The organism is Pseudomonas sp. 43mfcvi1.1 (assembly GCF_900115935.1).
Lineage (GTDB): Bacteria > Pseudomonadota > Gammaproteobacteria > Pseudomonadales > Pseudomonadaceae > Aquipseudomonas > Aquipseudomonas bijieensis.
Genome location: NZ_UETT01000015.1, coordinates 45,755 through 60,662 on the forward strand (window position 1 = coordinate 45,755; position 14,908 = coordinate 60,662).

Annotated in this window: 13 protein-coding genes; 2 read left to right on the plus strand and 11 right to left on the minus strand. The window is 62.4% G+C overall.

Annotated elements, in window-relative coordinates:
* Positions 1-128: 128 nt before the first annotated feature.
* Positions 129-338 (minus strand): cold-shock protein, encoded by a 210-nt coding sequence (locus tag DTP52_RS24635; RefSeq protein WP_002554837.1) that lies wholly within the window; start codon positions 336-338, stop codon positions 129-131.
* A 354-nt stretch (positions 339-692) separates the two neighbouring features.
* Here DTP52_RS24635 and dcd point away from each other — a divergent pair, with 354 nt between their 5' ends.
* Positions 693-1,259: a dCTP deaminase gene (dcd, locus tag DTP52_RS24640; RefSeq protein WP_003184751.1), complete on the plus strand. Its 567-nt coding sequence runs from the start codon at positions 693-695 to the stop codon at positions 1,257-1,259.
* 103 nt (positions 1,260-1,362) lie between these two features.
* Positions 1,363-1,578: a hypothetical protein gene (locus DTP52_RS24645; protein WP_109755687.1), complete on the plus strand. Its 216-nt coding sequence runs from the start codon at positions 1,363-1,365 to the stop codon at positions 1,576-1,578.
* A 36-nt stretch (positions 1,579-1,614) separates the two neighbouring features.
* Here DTP52_RS24645 and pdeM read toward each other — a convergent pair whose 3' ends face one another.
* The 10 genes from pdeM to DTP52_RS24695 form a co-directional block, all read right to left on the minus strand.
* A complete protein-coding gene (pdeM, locus tag DTP52_RS24650) occupies positions 1,615-2,271 on the minus strand; it encodes a ligase-associated DNA damage response endonuclease PdeM (RefSeq protein WP_109755688.1) in 657 nt (218 codons plus the stop codon).
* Entirely contained in the window at positions 2,271-4,757 is a 2,487-nt protein-coding gene (locus DTP52_RS24655; RefSeq protein ID WP_109755689.1) for a ligase-associated DNA damage response DEXH box helicase, read from the minus strand. Before DTP52_RS24655 ends, pdeM begins: the two co-directional genes overlap by 1 nt.
* Before the next feature lie 129 nt (positions 4,758-4,886).
* On the minus strand, positions 4,887-5,651 hold the full coding sequence (locus tag DTP52_RS24660; protein ID WP_109755690.1) for an ABC transporter ATP-binding protein: 765 nt from the start codon (positions 5,649-5,651) through the stop codon (positions 4,887-4,889).
* Between the two features lie 13 nt (positions 5,652-5,664).
* Positions 5,665-6,783, minus strand: coding sequence for a succinylglutamate desuccinylase/aspartoacylase family protein (locus tag DTP52_RS24665; RefSeq protein WP_109755691.1), 1,119 nt, complete (start codon positions 6,781-6,783; stop codon positions 5,665-5,667).
* Between the two features lie 27 nt (positions 6,784-6,810).
* Positions 6,811-7,521, minus strand: a complete 711-nt coding sequence (locus tag DTP52_RS24670) for an ABC transporter permease (protein ID WP_109755692.1) — start codon at positions 7,519-7,521, stop codon at positions 6,811-6,813.
* The gene (locus DTP52_RS24675) at positions 7,518-8,246 is read right to left on the minus strand and encodes an ABC transporter permease (protein WP_109755693.1); all 729 of its coding nucleotides are present in this window, start codon (positions 8,244-8,246) and stop codon (positions 7,518-7,520) included. Before DTP52_RS24675 ends, DTP52_RS24670 begins: the two co-directional genes overlap by 4 nt.
* Before the next feature lie 57 nt (positions 8,247-8,303).
* Positions 8,304-9,086, minus strand: coding sequence for a transporter substrate-binding domain-containing protein (locus DTP52_RS24680; RefSeq protein ID WP_109755694.1), 783 nt, complete (start codon positions 9,084-9,086; stop codon positions 8,304-8,306).
* A gap of 386 nt (positions 9,087-9,472) precedes the next feature.
* Positions 9,473-11,161 (minus strand): ATP-dependent DNA ligase, encoded by a 1,689-nt coding sequence (locus DTP52_RS24685; protein WP_109755695.1) that lies wholly within the window; start codon positions 11,159-11,161, stop codon positions 9,473-9,475.
* The gene (locus DTP52_RS24690; RefSeq protein ID WP_109755696.1) at positions 11,158-12,183 is read right to left on the minus strand and encodes a ligase-associated DNA damage response exonuclease; all 1,026 of its coding nucleotides are present in this window, start codon (positions 12,181-12,183) and stop codon (positions 11,158-11,160) included. The genes DTP52_RS24685 and DTP52_RS24690 overlap by 4 nt, the downstream gene beginning before the upstream one ends.
* A gap of 271 nt (positions 12,184-12,454) precedes the next feature.
* Positions 12,455-14,905 carry a penicillin acylase family protein gene (locus DTP52_RS24695; protein WP_109755697.1) on the minus strand — a complete coding sequence of 817 codons (2,451 nt, stop codon included), beginning with the start codon at positions 14,903-14,905 and terminating at the stop codon, positions 12,455-12,457.
* Positions 14,906-14,908 lie beyond the last annotated feature (3 nt).

Here is a 14,908-nt window from a genome sequence, read left to right on the forward strand (position 1 = left end):
TGATGTTGCTGATCCACCGCTTTCGCGAGCAAGCCCGCTCCCACAGTTTTTTGTGCACAGTAGAAAACTGACAGGCACAAAAAAGCCCCGCTTTTGAGGGCGGGGCCTTTTACTAAAGCAAGGACAAGTTAGATAACTTGAACTTCTTCAGCTTGCATGCCTTTCTGACCGCGGGTAGCGATGAAAGAAACCTGTTGGCCTTCTTTCAGGCTTTTGAAGCCGTCGGATTGGATAGCTTTGAAGTGAACGAACAGGTCGTCACCGGATTGTGGAGTGATGAAGCCGAAGCCTTTTTCATCGTTGAACCACTTAACGGTACCGGTTTGGCGATTAGACATGGTGTAACTCCTTGAACAAAGATAACTGCGACTCAGGAAGAACCCTGGCCGAGACTGAGTGCAAAGAGCAGGAAAAATTCTTGTAGATGGTTGGATCGAAATTCAACATATCGTGTAGAGATTCTCAGTGACACAAGCAGCACAGTGGCGCCACCTTAACCCTTTTTCCGGAACGTGCCAATGGTCTTTGCGAAGGTTTCTCGGATTTAGTGACTGGCGGTGCGCGGTATTGCCGTCAGGACCCGGAAATCAAGGTGGATCGGCGAGAATTGCGTGTCACGCTTTGAACCCGGCCCTGTGCCCCGGTAAGATGCCGGACGTATTTTTTCCACCTCGCTATTTCAGGAAACCGCCATGAGCATCAAATCGGACAAGTGGATTCGCCGCATGGCGCAAGAGCACGGCATGATCGAGCCCTTCGTCGAGCGCCAGATGCGTGGCGAAGGCGCCGACCGGCTGATCTCCTTCGGTGTCTCCAGCTACGGCTACGACGTGCGCTGCGCCGACGAATTCAAGGTGTTCACCAATATCAATTCGGCTACCGTCGACCCGAAGAACTTCGACGAGAAGAGCTTTGTCGACGTCAAGAGCGATGTCTGCATCATCCCGCCGAACTCCTTCGCACTGGCCCGCACTGTCGAGTACTTCCGCATTCCGCGCAACGTGCTGACCATTTGCCTGGGCAAGAGCACCTACGCCCGTTGCGGCATCATCGTCAACGTCACGCCGCTGGAACCGGAGTGGGAAGGCCACGTGACCCTGGAATTCTCCAATACCACGACCTTGCCGGCGAAAATCTACGCCAACGAGGGTGTGGCGCAGATGCTGTTCCTCGAATCCGATGAAGAGTGCGAAGTGTCCTACAAGGATCGTGGCGGCAAATACCAGGGCCAGCGCGGTGTAACGCTGCCGCGTACCTGAATCTGACGAGCTGCTGGAATTCCTGGGCGGGTAGGCACTCTATTGCGTGTACTGCCCGTTTTTTGTGCGTCAGCGCAGCGGGCCTTCGCTCAGGAGTTGCTCTATGAAGATCGATCCGCGAATCAGTGCCGAACTGGCAAGGCTTGAGCCCAATCAGATCGGCGTCATGGCCTGGTCATTGCTGGCCCATCCTGCCGAAGCGGCGGGTGGCATTCCCGGCCAGCCCGATCCCGATACTCCCAACGAACAACCCAACGATCCCACTGAACCCGGCGAACCGACCTTGCCGGATGAGCCGCCTCCTGCGCCTGTTGCCTGATGAGACGATGGCCCGGCAGCGATAGCACAGCGTGCTTCAGTTGACGGGCCATATTTCGTTATCGCCGATGACAAAAATCCTGCAATCGCTGTCGTGCTCGACTCGATAGCCGCCCGTGAACGCACCGAAGGCCGGTAGCAGGCTGATCTCGCTGCCCAGTCGAAAGCAGGCCAGGCGCAGGCGTTGCCGGCCTTTGCCGCTCAGGTGGTAGACCGGGTGCACGTGACCGGCCAGCACATGGCGGCTGGGGTGCGGGTCAGGCTCGTGTTGTACGGCGAAAGGGCCCAGCAGCAGGGGCTCCGGTACGACGCGAATATTCAGCGCTGACGGTGGGTCGCCGGCGCGTTTGTCATGGTTGCCACGAATCAGCGTCATGGCCAGGTGCGGATGTCGCTCACGCCAATCGGCAAGGGCCTGCAAGGTGCCGGGCGCGTGGGAGCCCGGGCCGTGGAGAAAATCCCCGAGGAAAAGCAACTGTCGACACGGCAGGCTGGCCAGTATTGCATCGAGTACGGCGATGTTGCTGGCGGTGGTGCCATGGGGTACCGGTTGCCCGAGGCTGCGGTAGGCGGCGGCCTTGCCGAAATGAACGTCGGCCACCATCAGGGTTTCCTGGGCGGGCCAGTACAGGGCTTTTTCCGGGAGCAACCAGAGTTCTTCTCCGGCCAGGCTGACAGGATAGGGCGCTGGCATCAGGCGTCACCGCGATCGGCAGTCTTTTCCAGCTCGCTGACCATTCGCCGAATGCGGTCGGCGAGCTTTTCCGAGCTCATGCTTTCCCGGAACCGCTCCACCAGCAGCGGGAACCCGAGTGGGGTGGGGCGCTTGATCACGTGCAGGTCCAGCGTCAAGGTATCGAGGCGTTGCAAGGTCTGCTCCAGTCGATGGATATCCAATTCTTCACGCAGGACTTCCTCCCCAGCCTGGGCCAGCAGCAGATTGTCGGCGTCGTATTGCTTGAACACCTGGAAGAACAACCCACTGGACGCCTGCACTTGCCGGGTGCTTTTCGGCGCACTGGGGTAGCCGGCGAAGACCAGCCCGGCGATCCTGGCGATTTCGCGAAAGCGCCTGAGGGCCAGTTCCCCGGCATTCAGGCTCGCAAGCACGTCGGCGAGCAGGTGATCGACGCTCAGCAGTCCCGGGGTCAGGTACTGCGACCAATCCACTGCCGTGGCACTGAGCAGCTCCAGGCCGTAATCGTTGACCGCAATGGAAAACGTCAGCGGCTGTTGCCGACTGACACGCCATGCCAGCAGGCTGGCCAGACCCAGATGAACCTGGCGTCCGGCAAACGGGTAGAGGAACAGATGCCAGCCTTCCCGGGACTTGAGGGCTTCGGCCAGTAATGTGCTTTGCGTGGGCAACCCGGACCAGCGTTGCTGAGTCAGCAGCAAGGGCTGCACGGCCTGCATCTCCGGGCCCTCGAAACGGCCCGCGGCGGCTTCGCTCAAACGGGCCACGACGGCGGCCGCCAGTTCGCTGGAGAGCGGCATGCGTCCGCCGTTCCAGCGCGGTACGGCGGCTTTCTTGGCCTGGCTGCGTCGCACGTAGGCGGTCATGTCTTCGACCCGGACCAATTCCAGCAACCGCCCGGCGAACAGGAAACCGTCACCGGGGCGCAGGCGGGCGATGAAGCCTTCCTCTACGCTGCCCAGGGTCTTGCCGCCTCCGCCCTTGCTCCAGAACTTCAATTGCAGGCTGGCATCGCTGACGATGGTGCCGATGCTCATGCGGTGGCGGCGGGCCAGGCGTGCGTCGGGGACGCGCCAGATCCCGTGTTCGTCCGGCTCGACCCGTCGGTAGTCAGGGTAGGCGGTCAAGGACAGGCCGCCATGACGTACGAAAGCCAGGGCCCAGGCCCATTCGGCTGGGTTGAGATCGCGGTAGGCCCAGGCGCCGCGCACTTCCCGAAACAGTTCATCGGGCACGAAGCCGCCACCCAGGGCCATGCTGACCAAGTGCTGCACCAGGACATCCAGCGGCTTGTGGGGCGATTCGCGAGGTTCGATGCGCCGTTGGGCCACGGCGTCCTGTGCGGCGGCGGCCTCGATCAACTCCAGACTGTGGGTCGGCACCAGCGTCACCCGCGAGGCGCGCCCCGGTGCGTGGCCGGAGCGCCCGGCCCGTTGCATCAGACGTGCTACGCCCTTGGCCGAACCGATCTGCAGTACCCGTTCCACTGGCAGGAAATCCACCCCCAGGTCCAGGCTGGACGTACAGACCACCGCCTTGAGCTGGCCGTCCTTCAATGCCTGTTCCACCCAGTCCCGGGTATCACGCGACAGCGAGCTGTGGTGCAGGGCGATCAGCCCGGCCCAATCGGGCCTCGCCTCAAGAAGCGCCTGATACCAGATTTCCGACTGTGCCCGGGTATTGGTGAAGACCAGGCAACTGCTGCTGGCGTCGATTTCGGCAACGACCTGGGGCAGCATTTTCAGGCCGATGTGCCCGGCCCAAGGGAAGCGTTCGAGGGCCGGGGGTATCAGCGTGTCGACCTGCAGTGCCTTGCCGTCGGCCCCCTGCACGCTGACCCGGTTGCCCTGCGGGATCAATACCTGTTCGGCGTGGGCCTGGTTGCCCAGGGTCGCGGACACGCCCCAGACGATGAGTTCGGGATGCCAGTGCCGCAAGCGCGCCAGGGCCAGTTGCAATTGCACACCACGTTTATTGCCGAGCAACTCGTGCCATTCATCCACCACGACCATGCGCAGGCTCGAGACGGCGACTTGCGCATCGGCCCGGGCGAGGATCAGGGTCAGGCTTTCGGGAGTGGTGATCAACGCGGTTGGCAGGCGCCGGCCCTGGCGGGCGCGTTCGCTGGCACTGGTGTCGCCGGTACGCAGGCCGACGCTCCACGGCAGGTTCAGGTCTGCCAGGGGCGTTTCGAGGGCTTTGCCAGTGTCGGCAGCCAGCGCCCGCATTGGCGTGATCCACAGCACCGTGAGCGGCTCGGCCGGCGGTTTGCGTTTGCGCGGTTTATCCGGCGGTGGGGCGGGGCGGGCGTAGCGGTTGAGGGCGGCGAACCACACGGCGTAGGTCTTGCCGGCACCGGTGCTGGCATGCAGTAAACCGGATTGTCCTCGCTTGACGGCGGTCCAGACCTGCTTCTGAAAGGCGAACGGCTTCCAGCCGCGGGCGCTGAACCACTGGTTTGCGAAGTCGTTGGATGTCGCCATGCCTGCCGTGTGCGCCCTGAAAGTCCTTCTTCAGTGACCACGGCGAGCGATGAAAGGTTTAATGGGGAGTCAGTGCAGGGGGCCTGTGGGAGCAAAGCTTGCTCCCACAAAATCCCCTTGCCACAAGGTTTATTTCAGGTTGCCACTGAGAAACTGCTTGAGGCGTTCGCTGGTGGGATTGCCCAGCACGTCTTCCGGCCTGCCTTCTTCTTCCACCAGGCCCTGGTGCAGGAACAGCACCTGATTCGAGACTTTGCGGGCGAAGCTCATTTCGTGGGTCACCATGATCATGGTCCGGCCTTCTTCGGCCAGGCCCTGGATCACCTTCAGCACCTCGCCCACCAGCTCCGGGTCCAGGGCCGAGGTCGGTTCGTCGAACAGCATCACCTCCGGCTCCATCGCCAGGGCGCGAGCAATGGCCACGCGCTGTTGCTGGCCGCCGGAGAGGAACGCCGGGTACTGCTCGGCAACCCGCGCCGGCAGGCCGACCTTGTCGAGATAACGACGGGCGCGGTCGTCGGCTTCCTGTTTGCTGACACCCAGCACCCGGCGCGGCGCCATGGTGATGTTTTCCAGCACGGTCATGTGGCTCCACAGGTTGAAGTGCTGGAACACCATGGCCAGGCGCGTGCGGATGCGTTGCAGTTCGTTGGCGTCGGCCACGTGCATGCCGTGGCGGTCCTTGATCATCTGGATCGGCTGGCCGTCCAGGCTCATGGCGCCGTCGTTGGGTTGTTCCAGGAAGTTGATGCAGCGCAAAAACGTGCTTTTGCCTGAGCCGCTGGCGCCGATGAGGCTGATGACGTCGCCGGTCTTGGCCTTGAGCGAAACGCCCTTGAGCACTTCATGTTCGCCATAGCTTTTATGCAGGCCTTCGATGGTCAGTTTGTACATGGAGCATGCATCCTCAAGGCGAAAGTAAGTAGCCGCTGCGGTAGGCTTCGGTGCCGGCGACATGGGCGATGACCATGCCGGCAGTCGCCATGCGGCGCAGCGAGCGGGCGTACATCAGCCCGGCGTTACGGCAATGGACAGGGGTGACAGTGTCGTTGACCGGGTCAATGACTTCCGCCACCAGTTGCCCCGCCTCCAGATACTCGCCGGGCAGGGCGCTGTAGACCAGTAACCCGCCCACGGGCGTCGCCACCGGCTCGACAGCAGCCAGCGGCGTGGCAGGGTAGGGCAGTTCGGGCATTGGCATCGGTTCGCCGTCGATGGCGCCGAAACGGATCAGGTACTCGATCAGGGCCTGGCAGTCGAGGCTCGCCAGCCCGTGGTTGACGTCACCCTGGCCACGCAATTCCACTGTGACCGAAAAGCTGCCCAGGGGGATCTCGTAGCGTTCGCCGAAGCGTTCCTTGAGTTGCCACCAGAGCAGGGTGAAGCATTCGTCGAACGACTGGCCACCCGAATCGGTCGCCAGCAGGCTGGCTTCGGCACCGATGTAGCGCGCCAGCGGCTCGACCTGCGGCCAGGCTTCGGGCGTGGTGTAGAGATGGGCCACGGCTTCGAAGTCGCAATGCAGGTCCAGCACCATGTCGGCGTCGCAGGCCAGCCGTTGCAGGGTCAGGCGCAGGGATTGCAATTGCGTGCCTGGGGTCTGCCGGGCGAGAGCGTCGCGCAAGCTGGTGCGGATCAGCATCAGGTTGTGCTGCGGATCGTCGGTGAGCAGGTCCTGGATGTCGTTGCCGATCTCTTCGCTCAGGTCGACGAAGCGTCGGTTGAAGTTCTGCCCGCTCTCGGTTTCGTAGCGGCCCAGGGGCACGTCCATCAACACCTGTTCGAGGCCGATGGGGTTGGCGACGGGCACCAGCACGATCTCGTGCCGCAGGTGGCCCGACGCTTCGAGTTCGGCCAGGCGCTGCTTGAGGTGCCAGGCGACCAGCATGCCGGGCAGTTCATCGGCGTGCAGGGACGACTGGATGTAGATCTTGCCCTCGGCTTTTTCCGGGCCGAAGTGGAAGCTGTGGATCTTGCGCGCGGTCCCCGGTACGGGACCCAGCAAGTCATGGATCTGGTGGCGCATTTGCGTGTGTGTCCTGGAACAAAAGCCCTAGTGGGTCGGCCCGAGAAAGGCCAGCCAGCGGCGTTCGGCGAGGCGGAAGAGGCCCACCAGCGCAAAGGTGACGGTCAGGTAGATCAACGCGGCGATGCCAAACGACTGGAACGTCAGGAACGTGGCCGAGTTGGCGTCCCGGGCGACTTTCAGCACATCAGGAACGGTAGCGGTGAACGCCACGGTCGTCGAGTGCAGCATCAGGATCACTTCGTTGCTGTAGTACGGCAGCGAACGGCGCAGGGCCGAGGGCATGATCACGTAGGCGTACAGCTTCCAGCCGGTGAGGCCGTAAGCCTTGGCCGCTTCGACTTCGCCATGGTTCATGCTGCGGATCGCCCCGGCGAAAATCTCCGTGGTGTAGGCGCAGGTGTTCAAGGCGAAGGCCAGGATCGTGCAGTTCATCGCATCGCGGAAGAAGCTGTCGAGCAATGGCTGGGCGCGCACCGCTGCGATGCTATAGATGCCGGTGTAGCAGATCAGCAATTGGATATAAAGCGGCGTGCCACGGAACAGGTAGGTGTAGAACTGCACCGGCCAGCGTACGTAGAACTTGGGTGAAACCCGGGCGATGGACAGTGGGATCGACACCACGAAACCGATCAGCAGCGAGGCGCTGAGCAGCCACAGGGTCATGGCCAGGCCCGTGACGTTGACGCCATCGCTGTAAAGGAACGGCCGCCAGTATTCTTGCAGAAGTTCGATCATCGCACCGCCTCCCGGGCTCCGGCGGCGTAGCGACGTTCAAGCCAGCGCAGGACGAAATTGGACGCGCTGGTGATCAGCAGGTAGATCAGTGCCGCCAGTACCAGGAAGTAAAACAGTTGGTAGGTGCTCTTGCCCGCATCCTGGGCGGCCTTGACCAGGTCGGCCAGGCCGATGATCGACACCAGCGCGGTGGCCTTGAGCATCACCATCCAGTTGTTGCCGATACCCGGCAGGGCAAAGCGCATCATTTGTGGAAACACCACGAAGCGAAAGCGCTGGCCACGCTTGAGGCCATACGCGGTGGCGGCTTCGACCTGGCCCCGGGGGACCGCGAGGATCGCGCCGCGAAAGGTTTCGGTGAAATACGCGCCATAGATGAAACCCAGGGTGATCACCCCGGCGCCGAATGGGTCGATTTCGATGTATTCCCATTCCATGAAGTCGGTAAACGAGGTCAGCCAGGTTTGCAGGCTGTAGAAAATCAGCAGCATCAGCACCAGGTCCGGCACGCCGCGAATCAGCGTGGTGTAGAGCTGGGCAGGAATTCGCAGCAGTTTGACGCTGGACAGCTTGGCGCTGGCGCCCAGCAGGCCGAGCAAGACGCTCAGCAACAAGGACAGGGCCGACAGCTTGATGGTCATCCAGGTGCCTTGCATCAGCAACGGGCCAAAGCCCTGCAGGCTGAAGGCGGAGAGCCCCAGATTTTGTAGGAGTTGTTCGAACATGAAAGAGGCCTTTGGCAGGAGAAAAGCGCCCATCCGAGGCCGGATGGGCGCCGCGCATTATTTGCCGCTGTACAGATTCAGATCGCCAAAGTGTTTTTTCTGGATTTCGGCGTACTTGCCGTCGTCGTGTAACGCTTTGATACCTTTGTCCAAAAGAGCCTTCAGCTCGGTGTTACCTTTCTTGATACCGATGGCGGTCTTGGCCGGCAGCAGTTCGCTGTCCACTGGCTTGCTGATTTCATAGCCTTCGCCTTTTGGCGATTTCAGGAAGCCCAGCTCGGCTTGCAGCATGTCCTGGATCGCTGCATCGAGGCGGCCGGAGGTCAGGTCGGAATAGACCTGGTCCTGGTTCTGGTAGGCCTGGGTCTTGACGCCGGCCTTGTCCAGCACGGCCTTGGCGTAGGCTTCCTGGATGGTGCCTTGTTCGTAGCCGACGGTTTTGCCTTTGAGCGAGGCAACGTCTTCGCTCAAGCCTGAACCTTTCTTGAACACATACGCCGTCGGGCCGGAGAACAGCTCGCTGGAGAAGTCGATGACTTTTTCGCGGGCCGGGGTCACGGTCATGGAAGAGATCACACCGTCGAACTTATTGGCTTTCAGGCCAGGGATCATGCCGTCGAAATCGCTTTCGACCCATTTGCATTTGACCTTCAGTTCCGCGCAGATCGCATTGCCCAGGTCAATGTCGAAACCGACCAGGCTGCCGTCGGCGGCCTTGGATTCAAACGGGGCGTAGGAGGGGTCGACACCAAAACGCAGTTCCTTGTATTCCTTGGCCGTGGCGACGCCGGCGGCCATGCACAACGCCAGTGCAGAAAGGGTCAGCAGTGCTTTTTTCATTATTCAATCCCTAAAACCAATATGAGCGCTTGTGGCGCGTAAGTATTGTTACCGGTGAAGGCGAGAACGGTATGACGGCATAAAGGTAGCAATTTCCGAACCAGAGTGCCGAACAAGTGTTTTAAAAGCACGGACGGCTGTGGACGGAACGCGATGGTGCGCGAGGGTGAGCGTACATCAAAAAGCGCACCGGGATGGAGCGTGCGTTGTTTGGGGAAACACTATGGGGGGAGCAATTATTTGTGGCGAGGGGATTATCCCCGCTGGGCTGCGCAGCAGACCCAACAGTCAGCCGCCTCGGAGTGTCAGGTTGTTCATCTCAGGCTTTTTGGGGCTGCTTCGCAGCCCAGCGGGGATAAATCCCCTCGCCACAAAGGGAGTGCCTGCTATTTCAGTAGGTCCTGGAGCGTTGCCAATGTGTCGGCTTCGTCGACGCGCTTGTCCTGGCGCCAGCGCAACATCCGCGGAAAGCGCACCGCGATCCCACTCTTGTGGCGCTTGGACAGGGCGATGCCCTCGAAGCCCAGCTCGAATACCAGGGTCGGCGTGACACTGCTCACCGGGCCGAACTTTTCCACGGTGGTCTTGCGCACGATGCTGTCGACCTGGCGCATTTCTTCATCGGTCAGCCCCGAATACGCCTTGGCGAAGGGCACCAGGCTGCGTTCGCGACTGCCCGGCGGGTTGTCCCACACCGCGAAGGTGTAGTCGCTGTAGAGGCTGGCGCGCCGACCGTGGCCGCGCTGGGCATAGATCAACACCGCGTCGACACTGAACGGGTCGATCTTCCACTTCCACCACACGCCCATGTCCTTGGTCCGACCGACGCCGTACAGGGCATCGCGGGCCTTGAGCATCATGCCTTCGACACCGAGGCTGCGAGAGGCTTCGCGTTGCCGGGCGAGGTCGAACCAATCCGGGCCGGTGACGATCGGCGATGGCAATAGCACCGGGCTATGGGCGCGGGCAATCAGCGCTTCCAGTTGCTCGCGGCGCTCGACCTGGGGGCGGCTGCGCCAGTCTTCGCCTTGCCATTCCAGCAGGTCGTAGGCCATCACCACCACGGGCGCATCCTCGAGGATTTTCTTGCCCAGGGTCTTGCGCCCGATGCGCTGTTGCAGCAGGGCGAAGGGTTGCACCGCCGGTTGCAGCGGCGCATCCGGGTCGAAGGCGTCTTCGGTCAACGGCTCGGTGGTTTTCCACACGACGATTTCTCCGTCGATGACCGTGCCGTCGGGCAGCGCCTGGGCCAACACCTGCAATTCAGGGAAGCGCTCGGTTACCAGGTCCTCACCCCTGGACCAGACCCAGAGCTGGCCGTCACGCTTGACCACCTGGGAGCGGATGCCATCCCACTTCCATTCCACTTGCCAGTCACTGGCCGGCCCCAGCAGCGCGTCGAATTGCTCCACCGGTGCGGACAACCCATGGGCCAGGAAGAATGGATAAGGCTGGCCGCCGCGCTGGGCGTGCTCATCGGCGGATTCGGCGGCGATCAACTTGAGGTAGCCGGCGGCGGTCGGACGATGGGACAGATCGGTATAGCCCACCAGGCGCTGGGCCACCCGCTTGCTGTCCAGGTTGGCCATGCCGGCCAGGGCCCGGGTTACCAGTAGTTTGGATACGCCGACGCGGAAACTGCCGGTGATGAGCTTGATACACAGCATCAGGCTCGGTCGGTCCAGTTGTGCCCACAATGCTGGCAGCCGCTGCGCCAACACCTCGGGCGATTCGCCGCGCAACGGCAGCAATTTCTCCTCGATCCACAGCGCCAGGCCTTCGTCGGAGCTGTGGGGCGATTCCGGCAATACCAGCGAAATGGTTTCGGCCAAGTCGCCCACGGCCTGGTAGCTCTCTTCGAACAACCACGTCGACAAGCCCGACACCTGCACTGCCAATTCCCGCAGAATCTTGACCGGCACCAGTTGCCGTGGGCGTCCACCGGAAAGGAAATACACGGCCCACGCGGCGTCCTGGGGCGGGGCCAGGGTGAAATAATTTTGCATGGCGGCAAGCTTGGCGTTGCTGGAGGTCGTAGCGTCCAATTCCGCGTACAGCTCGGCGAAGGCTTTCATGACGCCCCCTCGCTGGTGTCGGCACCGAGCTCTTCTTCATCGTCGCCGTATTCGGTGATGAAACCCTGGGCGTCGAGGCCTTGCTCGCACAAATGGCGCACTAGCACGCCGACCGAGCCATGGGTGACCATTACCCGTTCGGCGCCGGTCTGTTCGATGGCCCAGAGCAGGCCGGGCCAGTCGGCGTGATCGGACAGCACGAACCCCCGGTCCACGCCACGCCGCCGACGTGTACCGCGCAGGCGCATCCAGCCGCTGGCGAAGGCGTCGCTGTAGTCACCGAAACGGCGCATCCAACTGCTCCCCCCGGCGGAGGGCGGGGCGATGACCAGCGCCTGGCCCATGATCGGGTCGTTCTTCTTCACGTCGCCGGCATAGATCGTCGGCGGTAGCCGCACGCCGGCCTCGCGGTAGACCCGGTTCAGCGGTTCCACCGCGCCATGGGCCAGGATCGGTCCGAGGCTTTCATCGATGCCGTGGAGAATCCGCTGGGCCTTGCCAAAGGAATAGCAGAACAACACGCTGGCGCGACCGACCGCGATGTTCCCGCGCCACCATTGGTTGATCTCGTCGAAGACTTGCGCCTGGGGCTGCCAGCGATAGATGGGCAGGCCGAAGGTCGATTCCGTAATGAATGTATGACATTTCACCGGTTCGAACGGCGCACAGGTACCGTCGGGCTCGACCTTGTAATCCCCCGATGCCACCCAGACCTCACCTTGGTATTCCAGCCGCACCTGGGCCGAACCCAGTACATGGCCGGCGGGATGGAAACTCAAGGTCACGCCGTGATGCCGCAAGCGCTCGCCGTAGGGCAGGGTTTGCAAGTTGATGTCCTGGCCCAGGCGTGAGCGCAGAATGCCTTCGCCGGGTGCCGCTGCCAGGTAGTGTTGGTTGCCGCTGCGGGCATGATCGCCGTGGGCGTGGGTGATAACCGAACGTTCGACCGGGCGCCACGGGTCGATGTAGAAATCTCCAGGCGGACAGTACAGGCCTTCGGGGCGGGCAATGACAAGATCCATGCAGTCACCGGGGCGATGGGCTTGTCAGGTAGAGGCTCAGGCGAGAGGGGAAGTTCTATCGGATTTTTGGCGGACAGGATCAGGTGACAGGAGGGAAAAATGTGGCGAGGGGATTTAGCGAAACGTCGCACCGCCCCGCTGGACTGCGAAGCAGTCCCAAATCAGCCAACTCAATTTGCCTGAAAGATCGAGTTGCTTGGTTTCAGGGCTGCTTCGCAGCCCAGCGGGGCGGTGCGACGTTTCGCTAAATCCCCTCGCCACAGTGGAGAGTCTATTTGCCCGGCACCAGGGTCAACCGCGTCTTGCCATAGGCCCGATCGAAGTTCTGCGGCTGCAAGGGCAGGTTCTGATACTGCCCCTTGATCCACGGATCGATGCCATTGGCATAGTTCGGGCTGACCGGGTTGCCGGACTGGCCGGTGCCGTCCTGGATCATCAGCGGTTCAGGTTGGCCGAAGTCAACGATAAAACGCATGGCCGGTGCCAGGGTGGTATTGAAATCCTGCCCCACGGCGTACGCCGCGGTGTTGAGCGTGGTGGCGTCGCCACCGGCCGGCAGCGGTCCGCGCACGATCTGGCCGTTACTGTTCTTCCACTCGTAGCGATGCAACTTGCCCCACTGCCAAGCCTTGTGGTCACCGCCCAACTGGCTGTCACCGGCGCTGATGGTCGCGGCGAGGCTGCGGGCCAGGATGACGGCCTTGTCTTCCTTCTGCGGTGTCCGCACGTCGTCCCAGAACGGGCTGTCCTCGCGAGCCAGCAGATGATCGGCCTGGGCCGAGTAGGACAATTGGCCATTGGCGATCAGCGCTTTCCACGCCGGGCTGCTGTCCGGGCCCAGTTCGTCGAGGAAGATCTGTTTCATGCTTTCCTGCAGGAACAGCTCATAGATCGCCGCATCGGCGGAGGTCGGGCTGAGCCGGCCATCGAATGCCATCAAGCGGGTATAGGCTTCGCGGGCCTTGGCCCGGTCAGCCACCGGCAGGGCTTCGATCGCCTGTTTGAGCGGTTGGGACATGCCCGGGGCTTCGAAGACCTTCTTGAGTTTGGCGGCGAAGGTCGTGGTCTGGTCGTATTGCATGGCGGTCAGGCTGCGGGAGTCGTGCTTGCCCGCGCTGGCCAGTTCGGCCAGGCGCTCGCCACGCTCCGGTGCGGCCCAGGAGTTGGACAACTGCATGCCGTAGCCGTGGGGAATGACCCGCTGGTTGGCTGTGCCGAGCCAGCCTTGGGCCGGATCCTGGTCGTACGGGTGCAGCATCGGGTCGGCGTAACCGTCCCAATCGTAGCGACCATCCCAGCCTGGGGACGGTAACAGGCCTTCGCCTTCGCGGCGGTTGGGGTAGCGACCGGTGACTTGCCAGCCGATGTTGCTGGCGTCGGCGAATACCATATTCACGGCCATGGCGCGGATTTCCCGGCTGGCATCGGAGGCTTTCTCGACGTTTTGTGCCCGGGACAGGTCGAAGAAGGCATCCAGGGTCTTGTCGTCGCCCAGGCTCGGCATCTGCAACGCCAGGCCAAAGCCGTTGGCCATGGCCGGGCCCTGGGCGCTGTTGAGCAGCGGGCCGTGGCGGGTCTCGAACACCGCTTCACGAATCGGCCGCTGGCCTTTGATGAAATAGGTTTCGTTGCGCACGATTGCCGGTTGCCATTTGCCGTTGGCCTCGTAGGACAAGCCGTTGCCCTGGCGCCGGATTTTTTCCAGGAACAGGTCCTGGTTATCGCCCAGCACGCTGGTCATGCTCCAGGCCACTTTGCCGTTGAAACCGGCCAGGATCATCGGAATGCCCGCCACGGAAACCCCGGCCGCCTGGTACTTGGGCGCCCGGATCTGTACGGGGCTCCACAGTCCTGGCATGCCCAGCGGGCCATGGCTGTCGCTGGCCAACAGACTCTTGCCGCTGCGGCTGCGTTGCGGCGCGATGGCCCAGTTACTCGAAGAGGCAGCACTCAAAAGGTTCAGCCCGGCCAACTGGCTGGTGGCCTTGCTGATCTCGTTCAGGCCCGGAATCTGGCCGTTGAGCCGCACGCCCTGAAGCTTGTCGGCTTCGGCCTGGGGCAGTTGTTCATCCGGATAGGATGGGCTCAGCCAGGCGAGTTTGTCGTTGGTGACCGTCTGGGCCAGCACCAGGCTAGCGATTTCTTCCGGCAGGTTGGCCGATTGGCTGAAATTCAGCAGGCAGAACATCAGCGCCGAGTCTTCCGGTTTCCAGTACTCGGGTTTGTAACCGGTGGCGGCCAAGTCCGCCGGCAACTTGTCGCGGTAGCGGAACAGGTAGGCGTTGACGCCGCGGGCATAGACTTCGAAGAAGCGCTTGAGCCGTGGCGAAGACGCCTTGTACAGCTCATCGGCGTTTTTCTTCAGGTTGACGGCGCGCATGTAGCGGTCGACGTCCAGCCGTTCGGCGCCGGACATCTCTGCCAACCGCCCCTGGGCCAGCAGACGCAGGGTCACCATCTGGGTGATGCGGTCACTGGCATGGACGTAGCCGAGGGTGAACAGGGCGTCATGAAAACTGTTGCTTTCGATCAGCGGCATGCCCGTGGCATTGCGGCGGACCGAGACGTTCTGCGCCAGCCCCTTGAGCGGCTGCACGCCGGAAGTGGGCGGGACAGTGTCCTGGGCATTCCAGGTCTGGCATCCGCTCAAACCGAGCACACTGGCCACCGCGGCGGCAACGCCGAGCCGGGGGATGAAGGAAATAGAGGCTGGCGAGGCCATGGC

Excerpts from the sequence above, each read along its gene's own strand:
- DTP52_RS24690 (WP_109755696.1), bottom strand. The coding sequence starts at position 12,183 with ATGGATCTTGTCATTGCCCGCCCCGAAGGCCTGTACTGTCCGCCTGGA.
- DTP52_RS24655 (WP_109755689.1), bottom strand. The coding sequence starts at position 4,757 with ATGGCGACATCCAACGACTTCGCAAACCAGTGGTTCAGCGCCCGCGGC.
- DTP52_RS24695 (WP_109755697.1), bottom strand. The coding sequence starts at position 14,905 with ATGGCCTCGCCAGCCTCTATTTCCTTCATCCCCCGGCTCGGCGTTGCC.
- DTP52_RS24670 (WP_109755692.1), bottom strand. The coding sequence starts at position 7,521 with ATGATCGAACTTCTGCAAGAATACTGGCGGCCGTTCCTTTACAGCGAT.
- DTP52_RS24665 (WP_109755691.1), bottom strand. The coding sequence starts at position 6,783 with ATGCGCCACCAGATCCATGACTTGCTGGGTCCCGTACCGGGGACCGCG.
- DTP52_RS24645 (WP_109755687.1), top strand. The coding sequence starts at position 1,363 with ATGAAGATCGATCCGCGAATCAGTGCCGAACTGGCAAGGCTTGAGCCC.
- DTP52_RS24660 (WP_109755690.1), bottom strand. The coding sequence starts at position 5,651 with ATGTACAAACTGACCATCGAAGGCCTGCATAAAAGCTATGGCGAACAT.
- pdeM (WP_109755688.1), bottom strand. The coding sequence starts at position 2,271 with ATGCCAGCGCCCTATCCTGTCAGCCTGGCCGGAGAAGAACTCTGGTTG.
- DTP52_RS24680 (WP_109755694.1), bottom strand. The coding sequence starts at position 9,086 with ATGAAAAAAGCACTGCTGACCCTTTCTGCACTGGCGTTGTGCATGGCC.
- DTP52_RS24685 (WP_109755695.1), bottom strand. The coding sequence starts at position 11,161 with ATGAAAGCCTTCGCCGAGCTGTACGCGGAATTGGACGCTACGACCTCC.
- DTP52_RS24635 (WP_002554837.1), bottom strand. The coding sequence starts at position 338 with ATGTCTAATCGCCAAACCGGTACCGTTAAGTGGTTCAACGATGAAAAA.
- dcd (WP_003184751.1), top strand. The coding sequence starts at position 693 with ATGAGCATCAAATCGGACAAGTGGATTCGCCGCATGGCGCAAGAGCAC.
- DTP52_RS24675 (WP_109755693.1), bottom strand. The coding sequence starts at position 8,246 with ATGTTCGAACAACTCCTACAAAATCTGGGGCTCTCCGCCTTCAGCCTG.